General features: G+C 68.5%; 13 protein-coding genes and 1 pseudogene. 11 read left to right on the top strand and 3 right to left on the bottom strand.

The features are described 5' to 3' along the window. The first annotated feature begins 955 nt into the window (after positions 1 to 955). From FRAEUI1C_RS06505 to FRAEUI1C_RS06480, 6 genes are all read left to right on the top strand, one after another. Positions 956 to 2,242 carry an ABC transporter substrate-binding protein gene (locus tag FRAEUI1C_RS06505; RefSeq protein WP_013422489.1) on the top strand — a complete coding sequence of 429 codons (1,287 nt, stop codon included), beginning with the start codon at positions 956 to 958 and terminating at the stop codon, positions 2,240 to 2,242. 126 nt (positions 2,243 to 2,368) lie between these two features. Further along, positions 2,369 to 2,623, top strand: a complete 255-nt coding sequence (locus tag FRAEUI1C_RS06500; protein WP_041258956.1) for a hypothetical protein — start codon at positions 2,369 to 2,371, stop codon at positions 2,621 to 2,623. A 166-nt stretch (positions 2,624 to 2,789) separates the two neighbouring features. Then, on the top strand, positions 2,790 to 2,975 hold the full coding sequence (locus tag FRAEUI1C_RS06495) for a hypothetical protein (RefSeq protein ID WP_013422488.1): 186 nt from the start codon (positions 2,790 to 2,792) through the stop codon (positions 2,973 to 2,975). A gap of 84 nt (positions 2,976 to 3,059) precedes the next feature. Beyond that, positions 3,060 to 3,911, top strand: a complete 852-nt coding sequence (locus FRAEUI1C_RS06490; RefSeq protein WP_013422487.1) for a mycofactocin-coupled SDR family oxidoreductase — start codon at positions 3,060 to 3,062, stop codon at positions 3,909 to 3,911. A 97-nt stretch (positions 3,912 to 4,008) separates the two neighbouring features. After that, positions 4,009 to 4,782, top strand: a complete 774-nt coding sequence (locus FRAEUI1C_RS06485; RefSeq protein WP_013422486.1) for an SDR family oxidoreductase — start codon at positions 4,009 to 4,011, stop codon at positions 4,780 to 4,782. A gap of 67 nt (positions 4,783 to 4,849) precedes the next feature. Next, positions 4,850 to 5,035, top strand: a complete 186-nt coding sequence (locus FRAEUI1C_RS06480; protein ID WP_041258953.1) for a hypothetical protein — start codon at positions 4,850 to 4,852, stop codon at positions 5,033 to 5,035. Between the two features lie 343 nt (positions 5,036 to 5,378). Here the strand turns inward: FRAEUI1C_RS06480 and fxsT are convergent, their stop codons facing one another. After that, entirely contained in the window at positions 5,379 to 11,645 is a 6,267-nt protein-coding gene (fxsT, locus tag FRAEUI1C_RS06475) for an FxSxx-COOH system tetratricopeptide repeat protein (protein WP_013422485.1), read from the bottom strand. A 612-nt stretch (positions 11,646 to 12,257) separates the two neighbouring features. Between fxsT and FRAEUI1C_RS06470 the strand changes: the two genes are divergently transcribed. Next, the gene (locus FRAEUI1C_RS06470) at positions 12,258 to 12,737 is read left to right on the top strand and encodes a hypothetical protein (RefSeq protein WP_013422484.1); all 480 of its coding nucleotides are present in this window, start codon (positions 12,258 to 12,260) and stop codon (positions 12,735 to 12,737) included. 365 nt (positions 12,738 to 13,102) lie between these two features. Here the strand turns inward: FRAEUI1C_RS06470 and FRAEUI1C_RS39335 are convergent, their stop codons facing one another. Continuing rightward, the gene (locus tag FRAEUI1C_RS39335) at positions 13,103 to 13,423 is read right to left on the bottom strand and encodes a hypothetical protein (protein WP_157734834.1); all 321 of its coding nucleotides are present in this window, start codon (positions 13,421 to 13,423) and stop codon (positions 13,103 to 13,105) included. 628 nt (positions 13,424 to 14,051) lie between these two features. Between FRAEUI1C_RS39335 and FRAEUI1C_RS38115 the strand changes: the two are divergent. The 3 genes and pseudogenes from FRAEUI1C_RS38115 (at position 14,052) to FRAEUI1C_RS37390 (ending at position 16,654) form a co-directional block, all read left to right on the top strand. After that, positions 14,052 to 14,965: pseudogene (locus FRAEUI1C_RS38115) on the top strand (IS5 family transposase). Then, on the top strand, positions 14,955 to 15,449 hold the full coding sequence (locus tag FRAEUI1C_RS06455; protein ID WP_157734833.1) for a hypothetical protein: 495 nt from the start codon (positions 14,955 to 14,957) through the stop codon (positions 15,447 to 15,449). The pseudogene FRAEUI1C_RS38115 and the gene FRAEUI1C_RS06455 overlap by 11 nt, the downstream one beginning before the upstream one ends. 317 nt (positions 15,450 to 15,766) lie before the next feature. Beyond that, positions 15,767 to 16,654 carry a toll/interleukin-1 receptor domain-containing protein gene (locus FRAEUI1C_RS37390; protein WP_071587929.1) on the top strand — a complete coding sequence of 296 codons (888 nt, stop codon included), beginning with the start codon at positions 15,767 to 15,769 and terminating at the stop codon, positions 16,652 to 16,654. Positions 16,655 to 16,913: 259 nt separating this feature from the next. Here the strand turns inward: FRAEUI1C_RS37390 and FRAEUI1C_RS06450 are convergent, their stop codons facing one another. After that, on the bottom strand, positions 16,914 to 18,110 hold the full coding sequence (locus FRAEUI1C_RS06450) for an IS110 family RNA-guided transposase (protein WP_013421767.1): 1,197 nt from the start codon (positions 18,108 to 18,110) through the stop codon (positions 16,914 to 16,916). 256 nt (positions 18,111 to 18,366) lie between these two features. Between FRAEUI1C_RS06450 and FRAEUI1C_RS06445 the strand changes: the two genes are divergently transcribed. Continuing rightward, positions 18,367 to 18,924 carry a hypothetical protein gene (locus FRAEUI1C_RS06445; protein WP_013422481.1) on the top strand — a complete coding sequence of 186 codons (558 nt, stop codon included), beginning with the start codon at positions 18,367 to 18,369 and terminating at the stop codon, positions 18,922 to 18,924. The last annotated feature ends 558 nt before the right edge of the window (positions 18,925 to 19,482 follow it).

Below are 19,482 nucleotides of genomic sequence, written 5' to 3'. Positions count from 1 at the left end.
GAGATACGGACTGCGGGCTGTCCCCGCGCTGTCCGGCGGTGACCAGGACCGACATCGGTTTCTGCCCCTGCTCGACCGCCGGATGGATCTTCGCTGAGAAACCACCCCGCGACCGACCCACCGAATCATCGTGTTACGCGGCGGCCGAACTGGACTCGCGGTCCCCGCAGCCGACTACCGCGACGACACCACAGACATCGAGCAGGCCTATCTTGGCGGGAACGCCTCCGACACCTCGACAGACGCAAAACATCGGGACTTAGCACAGCGACGGCATCGTCGTCCGCGAGGGCGAGCAGCCTGGTCACGGCCCGTGGTGACGCGTCGTCGGCGTGAGCGCCGTTCTCGCTGTCATCGCGCCGCGGGTCAATGACACCGACCCCACCCTCCATCACGGTGAGTAGCCGCCCGAACGTGACAATCGCCGGCGCACCGGCGCCTACGACCACCTTGACCAGCGACCGGGCGCATGCTAAACCAACGTTCAGACAGCGTGTGTCAGATACTTCTTCGGCTGCACCGCCACTCTTTGGCGGCAGCCTTCTGGATCCAGGCACCCGACTGTTCCTCCGTCAGCTGAGCGAACGAAATGGGAACATGCACGGCGCGGGGGTGTGCATGGAGCGCCTACGACCAGAAATCCAGGCGGGCGGCCTGGTGAAGCACGAATACTCGCGTGCGTCAGCCTTCGCGTTTGCCCACGCACGGAATCGGCCGCTGCGCCAGATCACTTCGATAGGCCGGCCGAGTTTCCCGCCGCTTCGGAACAGAGTCCGGGCCTGAGCCCGGCTGCGTCGACAATAGAGAAGCGGCTGCGGCACCGGGAGTGCGCCCAACCGGTTCGCCGCCATTAAACGACGCCGCACATCGCCGGAGAAGCTTTCAGTCGCCGGCCGGTGGGCCGGCGGAGTCTGATCATTCAAAAACCGAAAGGTCTCGACGGGGAGCCGAGGACATGAGAACTTGCACCGACAGAAGACCGATTCGCCAACGCGCGGCGACCGCTCTAGCGGCGGTCATCGTCGGGCTGCCCGCAGCGCTGGCCGGCTGCGCCACCGGCACGTCGGGAGCTGGCGGCCACGGCAACAACACCTGCCAAGCGCCGGGCATCACTTCGAACAAGATCACCATCGGACTGATCTACCCCGACAGCGGTGGCGCGGTGGCAGAGGCGTTCCGAGCCACCCGCAGCGGTGTCGACGCCAGAGTCGCGTTACAGAACGCGAGCGGCGGAGTAGACGGCCGTCAGATCGTCATCACATGGCGTGATGACCAGTCCTCCGCCGCTGCTTTCGCGGTCGCGGCACATGACCTCGTCGACCGGCAGCACGTTTTCGGGCTGATCGCCGTCTCGGTCGTCATGCCTCCATCCGCGGGCTGGTTGGAGAAGGCTGGCATCCCGGTGACCGGAATCGCCACAAGCGCGGATTGGAGCGAACACGGCAATCTCTTCCATTTCGGATCCCTCTTCAACAAGGGCGGCGCGATCGACGTCTTCGGCAAGTACGTCAGGACCCAGAATGGGAGCCGAGCTCTCGTCGTGTTCGACCCGTCTTCAGCCGCCTCTCAGGATCTGGCGACCCAGCTCACGATGAGTCTACAGAGTCAGGGCATCCAGGTCGTCGGCGAGTACCCCTACACCGACAATATTTCGAGCCCTGACAAAGTGGTCGATCGGCTCCGCGTGACGGGCGCGGACACCTTGGTCGGCGCCGCACAGACCGACGCCTTCGTCGACATCTACTCGGCCGCGAGAAAGGCCGGCGTCAGGCTCAACGTCGCACTCAGCAGCGCCGGATACAGCCCGAGCCTGTTACGGATGCACCCTGGCGCCCTCGGCGGAATGTCAGTATTCGTGGACTACATGCCGTTCGAGGACAAGGCGCCCGCGATGGATACCTACCAGGAGGCCATGGCGAGATTCGCGCCGGAACTCGCCGATCCCGACGACGAGATCGCCCTCGGTTCCTACGTCGCCGCCGACGAGATGATCAAAGGTTTAGAGGTATCAGGACCTTGCCCAACTCGGGCCAAATTCATCGAGAAACTGCGTCAGGTCCACGACTTCACCGGCGGCGGACTGTTCGCGCCAACGGATATCTCGACACCGACCGCGCCGACGAAGTGCTTCAACTTCCTCAAGGTCAACCCCGTCGGGACGAACTTCGTCACCGTGCCGAGCATCAGGCCAGACGGATTCTGGTGTGGCGACGCTGTCGGACCGAGCCCAGCCAGGGGGTAGACACCGTCCAAAGGTCAGCTGGCACCGGACGAGCGAGGCCGGCCCGGACTGCTCAGCCATTTCACCCCACTGACGGTTTCCTCCCGCACGGCCGGCCGACAGGTCGCGCTGCGGCCGCTGGTCCAGGTGCGCACCAAGATGATGGCCGACGCGCAACAGCCTGGGCAGGTGCGCTCGCGCCTTCAGCCAGGCGCGGTCGCCACCGCCGTCGTGCACACCGTCAGTTTCCTCGTCGGCGTCTCCAGCGCGGGACACGACCATCCGGTGACGGCGACCGAGGCGTGGGACAGCTGCGAGGGCGGCCTCATCCGCGGCTGGCCCTGCGGCCACGATTCCGGGCGCGCGCACGAAGACTTCGGCCATCGGCCCTCCCGCGCCTGAGGGCTCCTCCCGGGCTCACGGCGCCCACCATGTGCTAAACAGGTGGTCAGCATCATCGATCGCCGTTCAGCCGGTTGCCGAGACGATCTGGAAGCACAGCCGAGCCAGGCCAGCGGAGCACAGCTGCCGGCCGTTGCTCCAGGGCTCGGCCGCTGGGGAGGATGCCGTGAGCGAGAACGACCCTCGACCCGCCTTCCATGTGCCGGCACCCGAGATCCCGGTGCCTACCTCGATCAGTCCGCAGGCGCAGGCGGTGCTGGCAAAGGGCCTGATCGGCGGGAGGCCGCAGCCACCGCTGAGTGAGCTCGACGCCGACATCCGGCAGTTCATCGACCACCACCTGAACGACTAAGCGACCGCGCGGCGTCGTCGGACCGGTCAGCTCACGTCGTCCCGCGGCGAGGACGCACCTTCCCGAAGAATCAGGAGAACACCGATGGGCAAGCTGGACGGCAAGGTCGCCTTCATCACCGGAGCGGCACGCGGCCAGGGACGCAGCCACGCCGTTCGGCTCGCCGTCGAGGGCGCGGACATCATCGCGGTCGACATCTGCCAACAGATCAACAGCGTCAGCTACCCGCTGGCGACCCCCGAGGACCTGGCCGTGACGGTCAAGGAGGTCGAGGCGCTCGGCCGACGGATCGTCGCCACGCAGGCCGACGTCCGCGACCGCGACCAGCTGCGCGCCGCCCTCGACGCCGGCCTCGCCAAGCTCGGCCGGCTGGACGTCGTGTGCGCCAACGCCGGCGTCTGCCCGCTGACGGACGAGACGCTGTGCAGCAGCTTCGTCGATGCCCTGGACGTCGACCTCGGGGGCGTCCAGAACACGGTCGCCGTCGCCCTCCCGCACCTGAGCGCGGGCTCCTCGATCATCGTCACCGGCTCGACGGCTGGGATGATCGGCGGCCTGACCGACCAGATGGGCGCGCCCGGCGGGGTCGGCTACTCGCTCGCGAAGCAGCTCGTCGCCAGGTATGTCGAGGTCCTCGCGCTGCAGCTCGCGCCGCACTCCGTGCGCCTGAACGCGATTCACCCGACGAACGTCAACACCGTGCTGCTGCACAACGACAACGTCTACCGGGCGTTCCGACCGGACCTGGAGAACCCGACGCGCGCGGACGCGGAACTCGCCTTCCCCGTCATGCAGGCGATGCCGATCCCGTACATCGAGCCGGAGGACGTCTCTGCCCTGGTCGTGTACCTCGCGAGCGACGACTCCCGCTACATGACGGGGCTGAACCTCCGGATCGACGCGGGCGCGATGCTCAAGGCGCCTCCCGCGTTCTGAGCTTTGCGCGGTTGGTTCGACTGTCGCCAGCGACGACACGAACGCCCGTGAGTGCCGCATTTTCACACCCGACGACGAGACGAAAAGGGAATTCACCATGCGAGCAGTAGTGGTCGGCGCCTCCAGCGGGTTAGGACGTGCCATCGGGATAGGCCTCGGCCAGCGCGGAGCGCGGGTGGCGCTGCTCGCGCGGCGCAAGGACCGACTGGTGGATGCGGCGCACGAGGCCGGCACGGGCTCGCTGGCGATCGCCTGCGACGTCACCGACGAGGGCTCCGTCCGCGCCGCGGTCGAGGAGGCGGCGACCGGGCTCGGCGGCATCGACGCGATCGTCTACGCGACCGGCATCGGCGTCCTGCGCCGCCTCGTCGACGTGGACGCCGGCACCTGGCGCACCGTCTTCGAGACCAACGTCATCGGTGCCTCCCTCGTCACCGCGGCCGCGATGCCCCACCTGCTCGAAAGCCGTGGGGTCGCCGCCTACCTGTCGTCCATCACCGGCTCGGTCACCGAGCCCTGGCCCGCCCTCGGCTCCTACGCGGTGAGCAAGGCCGCCCTCGACAAGCTCATCGAGGCCTACCGGGTCGAATACCCCACCCTCGGCTTCACACGTATCACCGTGGGCAACTCCGCCGGGGGCGAGGGCGCGTCCGGAACCGAGTTCATCAACAACTGGGATCCCGCGCTCGCGGGCGCCGTCCACCCGCTCTGGATCGGCCGCGACTACGTCCACGCCGACTTCGTCGACGTCGTCGATCTGACCAACGTGGTGCACACCGTCCTCACCAACGGCGCCGCGATCAAGTCCGTCGTCGTCGACGCCCGCCGCTCGACCCCACTATCCCTGAACATTCCCGCCCAGGCCCCCTGAACCCAGCCAAGCGGGGCCGGGCCAGCCGAAAGTGGACGAACCAACCGGCCCCGCGCGCGGAATGTCTATGGATTCGCGTGCCAGCGAGGAACACCTGGCCGCGAATTTCGGCCGGCACCCGGACGCTGAGATCCTCCTGCCCCAGCCAGGCCTGGGACCGGTCCTCGCCGCCCGGGTGCTCGCCGGGTTCGGAGACGACCCGACCCGCTACGTCTCCACCGCGGTCTGGACGAGCGCACCGCCCGGGTCATAGTCGCGCTCCGGGAACCATCGTGCGAACTCGCGCACCTCGACCTCGGACAGCCCCTCGACCGGACCTCACCCCCATCACGACCGTGCCCAGCCCGGTCAGCAACAGATTCGCACTACCGAAGGTCGAGATCGGGACTGTACTGAGACTGTCGCCGGTGGGGCTGGGCACCGGACCGGATGGCGTCACCGGCGCTCGGCCGGTGCGTAAGACTCGAAGAACTGCCATCCACCTGAGGCGCACTCGGACGGTTCACCACTGGTGACCGTGAGAACTCCTCGTCCCGTCACCACACCGATAAGGTAGCCCCACACCGGGGCGTTTCACCGGCGATGGTCGTCGGCGCTCAGGCGTCGGCGGGCTGGTCGGCACGTCCCTGGAACTCTTCCAGGCGCTCGGCTACCGCTCGGGTCCGATAGTGGTCCGGGCCGAGTGCTCGCTGAATCTCGGGCAGCAGCTCGGTGAGCATCGCGATCGCCGTGTCGCCCGCTTCCCCGCACCATCGGGCATAGGCCCCGCGGACCGCGTAGGTGATCTCGTCTTCGGGTCCGAGCGCGTCGATCACCACGGGCAGCAGCTCGGCGAGCTCGGCCGCTGCTTGGCGCGGGCGGCCGGCGTGGCCGTGCCACGCGGCGAGTTCGCCCAGCGACTCCAACGTGGAGCGATGGCTTGGCCCCAGCGCGCGCTCCTTGCTCGCGAGCAGCTCGGTCCCGATCAGGATCGCGCGCTCGGCATCGTCCACCTCCAGGTGCCAGAGCGCCGCATTGTGCTGGATCGTCCAGACTTCCTCGTGGTCGGGGCCGAACAGGTCGGTGTGCAGCGGGATGAGCGCGAGGAGCTCTGTCGCGGCACCGGCCGCGTCGCCGGTCTCCCTAAGCCAGCGCGCGCGGATCACCCGTGCCGTCGCCGTCAAGCGGTGGGCCGGCCCGAGGACGCGGACCAGTTCGACCAGCACCGACTCGATGGCGAGCAGCGCGCCGACAGGATCGCCCGCCTCACCCTGCCAACGCGCCAGCATGACGCGAACGCTCAGTGTCGCCGGATGATCCGGGCCCAGCGTGACCATCCGGCGGCTGAGCAGGTCCGCGGCGACGGCGATCGCGCCGGCCGGATCGCCAGCCTCACCCCGCCAGCGCGCGAGGCCCTCCGCCGTCGCCAGAGTGTCGGGATGGTCGGGCCCCCAACGGACGCGCGCCAGCGGCACGAGCACGGCGAACTCGGCCGCGGTCGCCGCCGGGTCTCCGCCTGTTCTGCCGCGCAGCTTGGCGAGCAGGATCCGCGAACTCAACTGGAGCGTGTGCTCGTCGCCCAGGACTCTGCGGACGTCGGTCATCAACCGCTCGAGCGCGACGATCGAACCGGCCGGGTCGCCCGCCTCGGCGCGCCAGTAAGCCTGATAGGACCGGGTGAACAAGGTGTCCTCGTGGTCGGCGCCGAACACCTTCGTGAAGTCGCCGACGATCTCCGTGAACTCGGTCGCCGCGCGGGCGGGATCACCTGCTGTGCCGTGCGCGATGGCCAGACGGTAGCGGAAACGTAGGACGGTGGGATCGTCACTGCCGTGCACGGCGATCAACGCGGAGAGGTCGTCGTCGGTCGGGTCATCCGTGCTCAGCCGTTTGTGGAGCGCGATGCTCGCCATCTGCTGCTGGATCACGCGCCACATGCTCTGGTTGCGATCTCCATCGAGATCGGCGTCGACGGACGCGGCCAGCGTGCGGGCCTCGGAGTGACGGCCGGCCAGCACGTACATCCTGGTCAGCGAGGCCCGGTGGAGCACCAGTAGCTCGTCACCGGCGGTGAGCAGGTCCCGTTCGTCGGCGACGAGGCGTTCCTGTAGGGCGATCGCCTGATCGTGGTGGCCCGCGTCGAAGTGGGCTTCGGCCTGATCGCCCCGCGTCTGGAGCGTGCTCCGATGGCCTTCGCCGCGTACCCTGCGCTGGTCGCCGGCCAGGTCTTCCAGCACCGCCAGCGCTTCGAACTGCCGGCCCGCGAGGCGCAGCAGCGTCTGCAGGGCGTAGCGGCTGTCGAGGCCGTCGGGATGGTCGGGGCCAAGCGCTTCGCGCTGCGTGGCGTTCACGTCCCGAAGCCGGTCGACCGCCTCGGCGACGCCCCGCTCGTCCCGGGGGTCCGCGCCAGCGGCTTGGGCACCGGTGGCCTGGGCGTACAGCGAACGGGCCCGCAGGGTCTGCGGATGCCGCTCACCCCAGATCTCGGCGGACACCGCGATGACCTCGGTGAGCAGCGCGGCGCTCCGTTCGAAGTGGGCCGCGCTGTGCTGGAGCCAGGCGAGCCGGACCTGATAGCCGAGAGCCTCGGCCCGGCTGCCGTTGAGGGTCCGCCCGAGATCCGTGATCAACCCCTCGTACGCGGCAATGGCCTCGTCTGTGCGGCCCGCGGCGGCCAGCGCGTCCGCGTGCAACGCCCGCCCCTCGAAGACGATTTCGTTGTCCGCCCCTACCGCCCGGCGAGCCTCAGCCACGCTTTCGGCCGCCAGGCGCACGGCCTGGTCGTAGTCGCCGTTGTGCAGGTGGGCCTCGGCGAGTCCCCTGCGGACGGAGGCGAGCAGCATCGCCGCGTCGCGGCGATCCCGGTTCGGGCGCGACGAGGTCACCACCTTGGCCAGATCGGCGAAGGCCGCGACGGCCTCCTTGTTGCGACCCGCGCGGAGGTAGGCCTTCGCCAGCCGGAACCTGTTGTCCAGGACGCTGCGATGCGTGTCACCGAACCTGGCGCGCCTCCGGGCGAGGCTCTCCTCGTGCACCCGAATCGCCGCGGTGATGTCGTCAAGGTCGAGATACTGCGCGGCGACGGCGTCCCGCAACAGCAGCGTGGAATGGTGATCCGCGCCCAGCTCCCGCTCGGCGGTGTCCACGCCGCGCTCCAGGCTCTCGGTGGTGCCCGTCAGCTGACCCGCCTTCAGCCGCGCGAGGGACAGCGAGAGGTCGAGCCCGACGTCGACCAGCGTGGTCCTGCTGAAGTCCTGCCGAGCGTCCTCGGCAGCCTGAACGTGCAACGCCAGGCCGCGCTGGGTCTCGCCGAGCGCGAGGTACGCGTCGGCGAGAGCCCGCCGCGCGGTGAGGGTGTCGATGTGGGCCCGGCCGCTCACCCGCGCGAAACCCGCAGCGGCGGCGGTGAGCAATGGGATGACCCGGTCGTGGCGGCCCGTGTGGGCGAGGGCTTGGGCGAGAGCGCCCATGGTGGTCAGGGTCCTCGGGTGGTCGTCGCCGAGCAGTCTGGTCCGCGCCTCGAAAACCTGTTCCAGCTCATTCGCCGCGTCGTCGCGCCGCCCTATCGCTGCGTAGGCGTCGGCGAGGCTTTTCCGCGCGCCGATCGTGCTCGGGTGCTCCGGTCCGCGCAGCCGAGCCCAGTCGGCAACGACCTCCTCGAACGCGGCTACGGCTTCGTTGCGTCGCCAGGTCTGCCGGTAGGCGTCGGCCAGCCCGGCCCGGTCGCGCAGGGTGTCAGGATGGTCGTCGCCCTGCACGCGCCGGCGTGCCCGGACCACGTCCTCGTACAAACCGACCGCCGCCTCCTCGGCGCGCGCTTCGAGGAGTGCGTCGGCGAGCTCGCCCCGGACGGACAGCGCGTCGGGATGATCCGGTCCGACGGTGGCGGCGAGATCGGCCACAATGGACCGGAACAGGTCGACGGCCTCACCGATGCGGCCGACGCTGCGCAGCGAACGCGCAAGGACGGTGCGGCTGTTGACCACCTTGCTGTCGTCGTCGCCGCGCGCGCCACGCTGCTCCGCCGCGATGTTCGTATGGAGGGCGATCGCCTCCTGATACGAGCCGCGCTTCAGATAGGCCGCCGCCAAGCGGCTGGCACATGCCTGTACGAGAAAGTGGTCTTCGCCGAAGGCAGCGCGCGCGAGAGGCAACGTGCGTTCGTTGCGGGCCACGGCCTCGCCGTCGCGCCCCGCGGCCTCGTAGACATCGGCGAGGTAGATCCGCGCGAACAGCGTCTCATGATGATCGTCGCCGTGGACGCGCTGGTACCCCCGCAGCACCTCCTCCATCAACAGCATCGCCTCGTTCACCCGGCCGTCGGACACGTAGACGAAAGCCAGGTTCCGCCGTGCCGCCAGCGTCTCGGGATGGTCGACGCCGCGTACCCGCCGTCGGTCAGCGACGACCTGCTCGGCCAGCACCGTCGCTCGGTCGATCTCGCCGGCGCGCAGGCTTACGGACATGAGGGAAAGACGGGTGTCGATGGTGTCGGAATCATCCTTGCCCAGCGCGGCGACGCGGTCCCGATAAACCTCGTCGAGAATCTCGATAGCCGACGCGAGATCTCCCCGCGCGGCCTTGACGGTGGCCAGGTCGTTGCGCGCGGCCAAGGCCTGGCGGTGCCGCGTGCCGAGCGCCGCGTGTCGGGCGCGCACCACCTCGCTGAACAGATCCTCGGCCCGGGCAAGCTGACCGGTGAGCAGATAGGCCCCGGCGAGGGCTGCCCGGGTGGCCACCGTGTCAGGATGGTCGGGCCCCGAGACGCGGACGCGAGCGTCGAGGACCTGTTCGAGCAGGGCGGCGGCCTCGGGCTCCCGCCAGGACCGCCGGTAGGCCTCGCCCAGATGCTGGCGCGCGGACAGCACCGCAGGGTCGTCGGTGCCCGCAACATCGGCCAGGCGCGCCACGACCTCGGTGCCGTGTGCGAGCACCAGCGCGTGGTCGGAGACCTCGTTGAGTAGCTCCAAGCCGTGCGCCTGAACGCGCAGCAGACGCTCGTGCAGGTCCGGCGCGCTCGCCAGCCCCGCCTCGGAATGCCCGAGAAGGTGGGTCAACTGACGGGCCCGCTGGCCGATGAGCGCGCGGCGCGGCCACGCGTCCTCGGTCGCCGGCGCCGTTGCCTCAAGCGCTGCGACCAGGTCACGCAAGGACCCGCCGAGCGTGCTCAGCCGGCGACCGCGGCCCAGCAGGACCAACTGGGTCAGATGGTGCATGCCGACGGCACCGGTCCCGACGCGGTTCAGCAGGCTGATCGACTCGAGGCGCCGCAACACCTGGTCGACGGCCTCCGCGTCCCCTTCGACCCCGGTCGCCCGCACCAGGTCAAGAGGAATGGCGTCCCCCGCCAACAGCGCGACAATGTCGAGGACTCGCCGCACCGGGCCAACGGCGGCCATCTCCTGCTCGACGCGCTCGACCGCCAGCATGACAGCCTGGGCATATCCGAGGGGGTAGGCGTCGCCGCGCACCGGGCCGAGCAGCTCGCGCAGCGGCACCGAGGCCATGCGGGCGCGATATCCGGCGTAGGAACGGCCCTCATGGACGTCGTCGATGATCGTCGGCGCCGCCTGCGCCAGCGCCAGTGGCAGCCGGCCGAGGTCCTCGGCCAGCTCGGCGGCGCCCTCAACGCCGCCGCCGGTGCGCCGGTCCAGGTAGGCGACCGCCTGCACGGACGTGAACACCTCGACCTCGATCGGCGCGGCCGTGCTGAGAACGGCGAAGTCGGTTTCATTCGTGGTGATGATCACGCGCACATTGCCGGTGGCCGGAATCCAGCGGCGGACCGCGTCTGGGTCGACGGCGTTGTCGAACACGAGCAGGCAGCGCTGGCGAGTGGCACGCAGCCAGTCCAACGCAGCGTGCGCGGATGCCTCCGGCTCCTTGTCGAGTGCGACACCGAGCTGCTCCGCGAGCAGGCTGAACGCCACAAGCAGGCCGGCGGAGTCCCGCGCGTCGAACCAGGCCACCACCGACCAGCCATGCTCGGCGGCTCGCCGGGCGTGCGCCGCAGCCAGGCTGCTTTTGCCGACGCCGCGCGCGCCGACCAGTACGCAGACTGCGACCGACCTGCCCTGGCCGAGTCGATAGTCGAGCATCCCGCTGAGCTCTGGACGGTCTTCGTACGCGGCGGGCCTAAGGGGAAGGTGGCCCATCCGCACATGGACTTTTGGGGGCACCACCTCGCCACTCGCCTCGGCGTGGAAGGTGATCGTCGAGTTCCTGACGTTCAGCCGGCTTCCCCGGTCGACGACGATCCCGCGGCCCAGGCTGGCGCCGACCGAGGTCGACGTGTCGGCCCTCGCCGCGACCGGCCCCACGGGTGAGGCGCCGGTTCCGATCAGCCAAGCGCCGGCGGCGATCCCGCCGGCCGCGATCAGCGCCACCGCGGCCCCGAGGCCGCCGACGCGCGGTGGCAGGAAGACGAGTAGCGCACACGCCACACCGATACCGAGCGCCGCCACGACAAGTGCCGCGGCGAGTCGAAAACCACTCCCACGCGATATCCACCTTCGGGCCAGAAGGTGCCGCGTCCCTCGGCGAGCGTGGTCTCCGTCGTCGGCCCGTACCGGGATTGGCGAGCCGACGTCCGCGCGGTCGTCGGCTGGCGTCGCCCCGTTCTGGGGCTTCTTAATCGCGAACACGTGATTCGCGGGAAACCTGCGGCGGGCAGCAGTCAGGACGCGCTCACGGCCGTCCGCCAGAACACCCGAGCGCAGCAGCGTCGCGACCTCGCGCCAGAACTCCTCCGCGCTGCACTCCCCCCAACCAGGCTGCCGCTCGCGGGGAACGCCGGCCGTCTCGAGAAGCTGACGGGCCGCACCCGGGGCATGGAACGCCGCGGCGAGCTCCCTGATCTCCAGCTCGCTCAGTGCATCCGGCATTGGTGGGCCCGTCTTGGTCGATCGGCCGCAGGCGCAGTCATCAAGCCTGCCTGTAGCAGCGTAGATCGGTCGCAGCCCAGTGCGGCACCGGTCCCGAAGCCGGCTCGCCGAGGCCTACCAGGCAGCCGGGCACCACGCCGGCGACAGCGTCGCTCTGGCGAGACGTTCTGGCCGACCGGACCCGCGTCCACCCACCGCGCCGAGGCTCAGCCGCGTCACGCCTGGGGGTGCGCAGGCGACCACACGGTGAAAGCGCTCGTCGCGGCACGATGGCACGAAAGCCACGGTTTTTGGCCGTCGTGCCGCTTCTTCGTTCCCGGAAGAAGGCGCATGATCGCCATCATCGATGGACTTGCGCCTCGGTGGGGCAGCAAGTGGAAAACGGGCTCTTCGCAGTACGCCAGCAACTGTGTTCAGTAGATCACCAGACGCTGTGAAGGGTGGTGATCAAACGCAGCCGCGAGCCGTCTGTCGGCCGCGCGGCTTGGGCACCAACAGAACAGCTCCGACCTGGCTCTTCGGCGGCGAGCGCCACACCGACCGCACGACCTCGGCAACCAAAGCCGTGATCGCGGCGACCGATTCGTTCCGCGAAGGAGATGAAGGAGACAGATGAACCGCGAACGCATGTTCCTCCCCGTACCACGCGCGCTCAGAAGATTCACATCTTCCCCTGTTCGCCTATTGGCACTGATGGTGGCGGTCCTGGCCGCCTTTGCCATCGCACCGCCCGTCGCAGCCAACGCCGCCGTGCCCAACAACTACATCTTCAACAACAGCTCTGTCGGTATCGGCGTGTGGCACGACTACCACTCCGGCACTTACGACGCAGTCCTGCCAGCGTATTCCACAACGAAAGGCCAGTGGGGCTGGGACCACGCATCGAAGTTCTTCGTCGGCTCCACGTACTGCTACAACGCCTACCGGAGGCCTGCCGGAAGTTCCGGCGCCTGGCAGCTCGCCGTCGTCGGCTCTGGACCTGCCACTTATCCCGACGGCAGCTTTGCCCCGTACAACAGCAACTGGTGGCTCTACGACTGGCAGATTCAGCTCCAGACCTTTGTCGGCAACTTTTGCGGTCTGCGAGTCTGAGCGGTTTCGGGCATCGGCCAGACCTGAGGCTTCTAACGCGATCGCTGGCCGGGTCAACCTGCGCCAGCAGGGGGCCGCCCGGATACTCGGCAGCACTCTGACCAGCGGCGTTGTTGTCTCTTCGCCGGAGCCTACCAGGGGGCCGTGATCGCGCGTGCGTCGACGGACACCACGTGCCCAGCCGCCGCGCGACGAGCAAGCTCCGGTCTCCGGTCTCTTCGGCGTCGCGCTCGACCGGCGCGGCCTTCCAGACAGGATCTCCATCCGGCTCGCCGCCGCTCACCTGTCCGGTACGTCCGCCGCCGGGTGGATGACGTCAGGGCAACCGGGCGGCTTGCCGCTCGTAGCCGAGCGGCAAGCCGCCTTCAGGATGATTTGCCGATGAGGGTTCCGGGGGCGCCGGCGGATCGAAGCTGGGCGAGGAAGACTACCGTTACGGCGTAGTCGTTCAGCCCTTCCTGGTGGACCGTGCCCTTGAAGGTCTTTCCTGCCATGTTGTTCAACAAGTTCGGGTCGGTCGGCTCGGCAGCGGGTGACGTCGGTGATGTCCCCGAACTCGCCCTACCCACCGGAGAAGTGGCGGTCTGCGAAGTTGGTCCGGCCTGTGGTTGACCTCCACCAATCAATCCAAAGATGCCGGTCACGGCCGCGGTGGCGATGACGGCGGCGGCTCCGATGAGCGCCACGATGATCGCGGTTCGGTGCGACTCACCCGCACCGACCGGAGATGAGCGATCGGGCGGAGGCGACGGCGAGTGGGACGCTGCGCGCGGGTCTTGCTCGCCTGACGCACCGGCGAATCTTGTCACCGGGAAAGTCAGCGCGTTCCAGCAACCTCCGCGCCTCGCGCGAGTTCCAGTAGCGCCGGGCCAGCGCCGTCGATTCCTCATCGCTTAGGCCGCCCATCTCTCCTCCCCCGGAGTCAAGATCCATGCCGGCCGCGGCGCCGCAGGGCGGAGTCTGGTTGTGCGTGGTCACGTTGCAGCCAAGAGCCAGGTCGGGAGCTGCGACCACCGGCTTGATCAACGGCTTCATGTTCACAGGCCCCCTGCCGCTCCGGTGCGTACGGGACACGCAGCGTAGCAAGGCGCCCTTAGTCCAGACCGGGGCGCCTGGCTGAAGCGAGTCGGCCGACGCGGTCAGCAGAACAGTCCGCGTTCCATGCCCAGCCGCTATCAGGAGCCGACGTTTTCGAACCCGTGCCGATCGCCCCCGGTACCTACGCTTCCCGGTCCTCCCGCGGTCGCAGCGGTTATGAGATGCCCGCTAGGCCGTATCTCGTGGATCATGAGAGTTCGGTAGCCCTCATGATTCATGGTTGGTCGGCATGAGATCACCGACGTTGCGTGGGCGCGGATCGAGCCGCTGTTGCCGAAGGACCCGCCTCGTGGTGGCCGCAGGGCTGATCATCGGAAGATCCTGAACGGGATCCTGTTCCGGGAGCGGACCAATATTCCGTGGGCGGACCTGCCCGAGCGGTACGGGCCATGGCAGACCGTCTACAACCGTTTTCGACTGTGGTCGCTGGACGGCACCCGGGAGAAGATCCTCGCGCACATCGTGGTCAAGGACGACTCCGTGGGCGCGGTCGTGTGGGAGGTGTCGGTCGACTCGTCGGTCGTGCGCGCGCACCAGCACGCCGCGGGTGCCCGTCCCCAGCTCCCGGAGGATCAAAAGGGGCCAGCAAGATTAACGGACACACCGCGGAGACCGCCGGGGAGGCGGAAGAGCTCGGGCGGTCCCTCGGTGGGCTGACGAGCAAGATTCATGCCGCGGTCGATGGGAAGGGTCGGCCGCTGTCGATCGTGCTGACCGCCGGCCAGGTCAACGACTCGACCCAGTTCACCCAGGTCATGGGCGGTATTCGGGTCGCCCGGGTCGGTCCCGGCCGGCCGCGGACTCGGCCCGATCACGTCTTGGGCGATTAGGCGTACAGCTCGAAGGCGATCCGGGCCGAGCTGCGTCGGCGCAACATCAGCCACACGATCCCCGAACGCGCCGACCAGAAAGCCAACCGCCAGCGGCGCGGTTCGGCTGGCGGTCGGCCCTCGGCGTTCGACAAGGAGCGGTACAAGAACCGCAACGTCGTCGAACGATTCTTCAACCGCCTCAAGCAGTGGCGCGCGCTCGCGACCCGCTACACCAAGCGCGCGCACTACTTCACCAACGAGATCACCATTGCCGCGATCTTCATCTGGCTAGCCGAAGATCCACAGGATGCCCCCTAGCGCTGAGGTGGTACCGATGGACGGCGGCCGGCACGCGATGACCCTGCACTCGGGAGCCACACCCCGGGATCTGGCGGGCGTCGCCGCGTTGTTGCCGCCGTCGGTGCTGGTGGATCACTTCGCGTCACGGCCGCGTGGTGGAACGGTCGTCACGCTGGTCTTTCAGGATTTCCCGGCGGGCGTCGCGGACTCGGCGACTGTGCCGGTGCCGGTCTGCCCGGTGCCTGACCTGGCCGACGCGCTGACGCTGCCCGGGGACGACGACGGGGGCGGCTGGGTACCCGAGGTCGGCGCGGCGGCCTGCCCGGACCCCGGGATCACGCCGTATCAGTTGGCGGTCTGGGAGGTCATCACGGCGGCCGGGGACGGCGCGGCCGGCGCCCGAATGGTCGGCCTGGTCATGCGGATGCTGCCGGAAGAGGTTATGCACCTGGCGGACCTGCTGCGCGTCCGCCGTCCCGCCCGGTGCGCCTGCCAGGTCTGAGTGCTTGCCCCTCATAACTCCGGCTGAGCGGGGCTCCTCCGGCGGGCAGGCAAGCTTTGCTTTGCCCCAGGGTTCTCGGCCGTGCAAGATCCGCCGACGGTGTCACGCCCATCGTCACGGGTGCGGGTCTTGCGCGGTCGGGGTTCCTGGGGCAACCCTTCGGGTGCCTGCCTGTCGGAGGAGACACGCGGACTCGCACCGTCCCTCCCCTCCTCTGGTGGAAGGGCCGGGGTCCGGGGCAGCGCCCCGGGGACGCGCCGCGAGGTAGGCGGGCGGTGAGACTATTGAGTCCGGGGGACAGACAATGGGGGCGGCACGTGGATACAGACTTCCTGATCTTGTATGCGCCTTCAGGTGAGCGTTGGGCGAAGTGGATTGCCTGGCAGCTTGAAGAGAATGGTTACAGTACTCATCTGGATGCTTGGGACGGTGTCGCCGGATCAAGTGTGGTCGGTCGGCTCCAACATGCGCTCCGTGGAACTCGTCGTACCATCGCTCTGCTGTCTGATGACTTCGTTCTATCTGCCGAGGCTCAGAGGCATTGGGGGCCGGTCTGGCTGGCTGATCCGGTTGGCTCTCATCGGACTCTGATTCCGATTCGCATCAGCTCTTGTGACCCGCTCGGGCTATGGGCGGATCTTCGCAGTTTCGATCTTTTCGAGCTGTCGGAGAGTGTGGCGCGGAGTAGGTTGTTGGAAGGCGTTCGGGCCGCACTGTCGGGACGTGCCAAGCCTGGGGCGCCGCCTCCGTTTCCTGGTCGACGACTGTCGGAATCTAGTGTCATAGAGACTGGTGCGCCGCTGGTAGAGGCGGTGAGTGGCGGAGATGGTGAGTTAGATGAGGGCTCCGATGCGCCGGTCGTCGCAGTCGACAAACTGGAATTGGTCGGTCTTTCGTCAGACCCTGTGCGTCGCCCGGTGGCGTTCGCCACGATACGTGATGTCATGCTACTGTCGGCCGCCGTCGGTGTTTTTGCCGGGTGGTGGCTTCAAACTAGGCAGATCACGCCGGTCGCGCTTTCCAGCTTTGCCGGGTTCTTCGTGATGGCGATTCTATTCATGTCTTTTAGGTCGCTATCTATATTTTTCGGTTGGTCCTTTGGGGGAACCACGAAGGAGGATCTGAAGCGACGTAAGGCAGAGATGCGGCGCATGCGACAAGAGCGTGCAGCAAGCGCCACCGCCATTTCGATCCGCCGAAAGTGAGGTCCGCTTGAAGGCGACGGGGCGACGCTCCGACGCGCGCGGGCGGGTGGCGGCCCGACACGTCCGGGGTGCCGAGCGGAGCGAGGCTGGGCCCCGGGGCGTGGCGGGCTGACGGGTCCTGGCCGTGCGTGGCGTGTGCGGCGGCACGGCGCGGCGGCCGAAGGCCGCCCTTGAAGCAGTACCGAAAGTTCGCGACGCGATCACCCGGGCCACCTGTCCAGTCCCAGCTGATTCTCAATGAAGTTGTCAAATGATCAAGCTAGGCTGCGGCCGCGATCAGGGGCGGTGGGGCTGGTTGGTAGCAACGGTTGTCGCGCAGGAGCGCCCAGATCACGTTGACGCGACGGCGGGCGAGCGCGAGGACGGCCTGGGTGTGGCGTTTGCCCTCGGATCGTTTGCGGTCGTAGAAGGTTCGTGACTGGTCGTTGTAGCGGATGCTGACCAGCGCGGAGGTGTAGAAGACGCGTTGCAGGCCGCGGTGGTAGCGGCGGGGACGGTGCAGGTTGCCGCTGATCCGGCCGGAGTCGCGTGGGGCCGGGGCCAGGCCGGCGTAGCCGGCGAGGTGGTCGGCGGAGGTGAACGCGGCCATGTCGCCGCCGGTCGCGGCTAGGAATTCCGCGCCCAGTAGGACCCCGATGCCGGGCATGCTCAGCAGGGCGGCGGCGTGTCGGTGGCGGTGAAACCGGCCCTCGATGAGCGTGTCGGTCTGCGCGATCTGCTCGTCGAGGGACATCACCCCCTTCGCCATGTCCGCGACGAGCTGCGCGGCCAGTTGTTCGCCGGGCAGGGTGGTGCGTTGGGAGTTCGCTGCCGCCGTGACGGTGGCGGCCAGTGCGGCGGCGCCGCGAACCTTCTGCGACCGCAGCCACTGTTCGAGCCCGGCCGGGCCGAGCTGGCGGATGGCGGCCGGGGTCTGGACGTGGGTGAGCAGGACCAGCGGTCCGCGGTTGGTCAGGTTCAGGACGCGTTCGAGGGCGGGGCTGATGCCCAGCAGGTGCTCGTGCAGCCTGTTGACCAGGCGAACCCGGTCGCCGGCGAGGTCGCGGCGGCGGGCGACCAGCATCCGCAGCTCGACGATCAGTTCGTCGTCGACGCGCATCGGGGCCAGGTCCCGGCGCATGCGGACCTGGTCGGCGATGATCGCGGCGTCTTTCGCGTCGGTCTTGCCTTCGCCCCGGTAGCCGCCGGCCGCCCGGCTGACCTGATTGCCGGACAGGTAGAACACCTGCTGTCCGTGTGCGACCAGCAGCCCCAGCAGTAACGCGGCTCCGCCTGTGCTGAGGTCGACGGCCCAGTGCACCCGCTCGGCCAACGCGGTGACCTGGCCGAGTAGATCCAGCAGCGTCGGCTCGTCGTTGGCTACCCGGCGCGACAGCATTCGGGCGCCGTCGGCGTCGATCACCACCACATGGTGGTGCTCCTTGCCGATGTCCACCCCGGCCCACACACGCTCCACCCGTGTCTCCCTGCTCTGACCAGCACGTTGTCCACAGACGACCTCGCCGGCTCATCCCTACGCAGCGATCAGATCGCAATTCTCAATCAGCGGCCGAGTCGTCGAGGGGGCGCCGGGCGGCCAATCATGTGAAGCCACTCGTACGGCAGATGCTTGAAAGCCATACCCGACACCCCTGGGCCCCCGGACCCTACGACCGGCCCGAGTCGACCCAAGAAAGACGGTAGGGATGCTTGACAGTTGAGACACTGGCGAGGTGCAACAGTGGATCATCAACTGGTCACTCAGCTGGCGCGGCGAACGCTTCGTCGTGGACTCACCGCTGAACATCAACGATGCCAGCCGGCAGCTTGCCGCTGGACTGGCGTCCCGCACCGCCGCCGCGGAATACGCCGACGCGCACGGCCTCAGCGGCGCTGCCATCGCCGGGCGGCTGCGCGACGGTGAGCTGCGGCTATGGGTGTTTGCAGTCGGGATCGGCTCGTTTCGGCCGATCCTGCGGGGCGACCTGTGGGCATCCGCCGCCGGCAGCCGGATCACGTGCTGGATCGGCTGGCGCCCGGTGACCCAGGCAATCATGCTCGCGTGGTTGGGCATCGCGACCACGGGCTTCGTCCTCAACGTGGTCCGCACAGTCGCTGACCTCGTCACCGCCAGCGGCACCGCCGCCGTCCACCCGGCAACTACCGCCGCCGGGTGCGTAGGCATGGCCTTGTTCGTCGTCGCGATCAGCCTCTTCGGCACCTGGCAGGGCCGTCCCGAGGCAGACTGCCTACGCGACTGGGTTAAGGATCACCTCCAGGTCACGCCCTGACAGGAGGCCAGCGACACCATCCCCCGAGCGTTCCTAGGCCACCTGTCCAACATCAGCTGGGACGGAAACGTCAAGTATCAGCTGGGACTAGACAATCACCCGGGCCACCCGGGCCACCCGGGCCACCCGGGCCACCCGGGCCACCCGGGCCACCAACTGATATCGTGGCCGCGAGCGTCACCTGGCTCTAGGCCTCATTCTCCGGATGGCAACCGGGACCCGTTCTTCCACAGGGTAGTGGTAGGTGCGGATTCAGGTGATGGTCGCGCCAACCAGAGTTAGAAGGCCAGTGCGCAAGATTCACGCCCGTCCCCCCGGCGGGCGCAAGCGCCGCTCTCTCGGACTCTTCTAGAGACGAGGCACCTTCTTCACTCGCTGACAGAGGACAGCTCTGAGGCGGCCCGACGGTCTCGACGATGGTTGCTGGCACGAGTCAGCCCTCGTCGGAGCCGGGGGCGGCGAGGGCAGGCGTAGGAGCCCTCGTCATGTACGTCGTCATCGCCCTCACCACTGCTTTGCTCGTCCTGGCTGGATGCGTCGCGCGTTATAAGGCCTGGA

This window comes from Pseudofrankia inefficax (assembly GCF_000166135.1).
Classification (GTDB): domain Bacteria; phylum Actinomycetota; class Actinomycetes; order Frankiales; family Frankiaceae; genus Pseudofrankia; species Pseudofrankia inefficax.
This window is presented reverse-complemented; position numbering and strand designations above follow the sequence as displayed.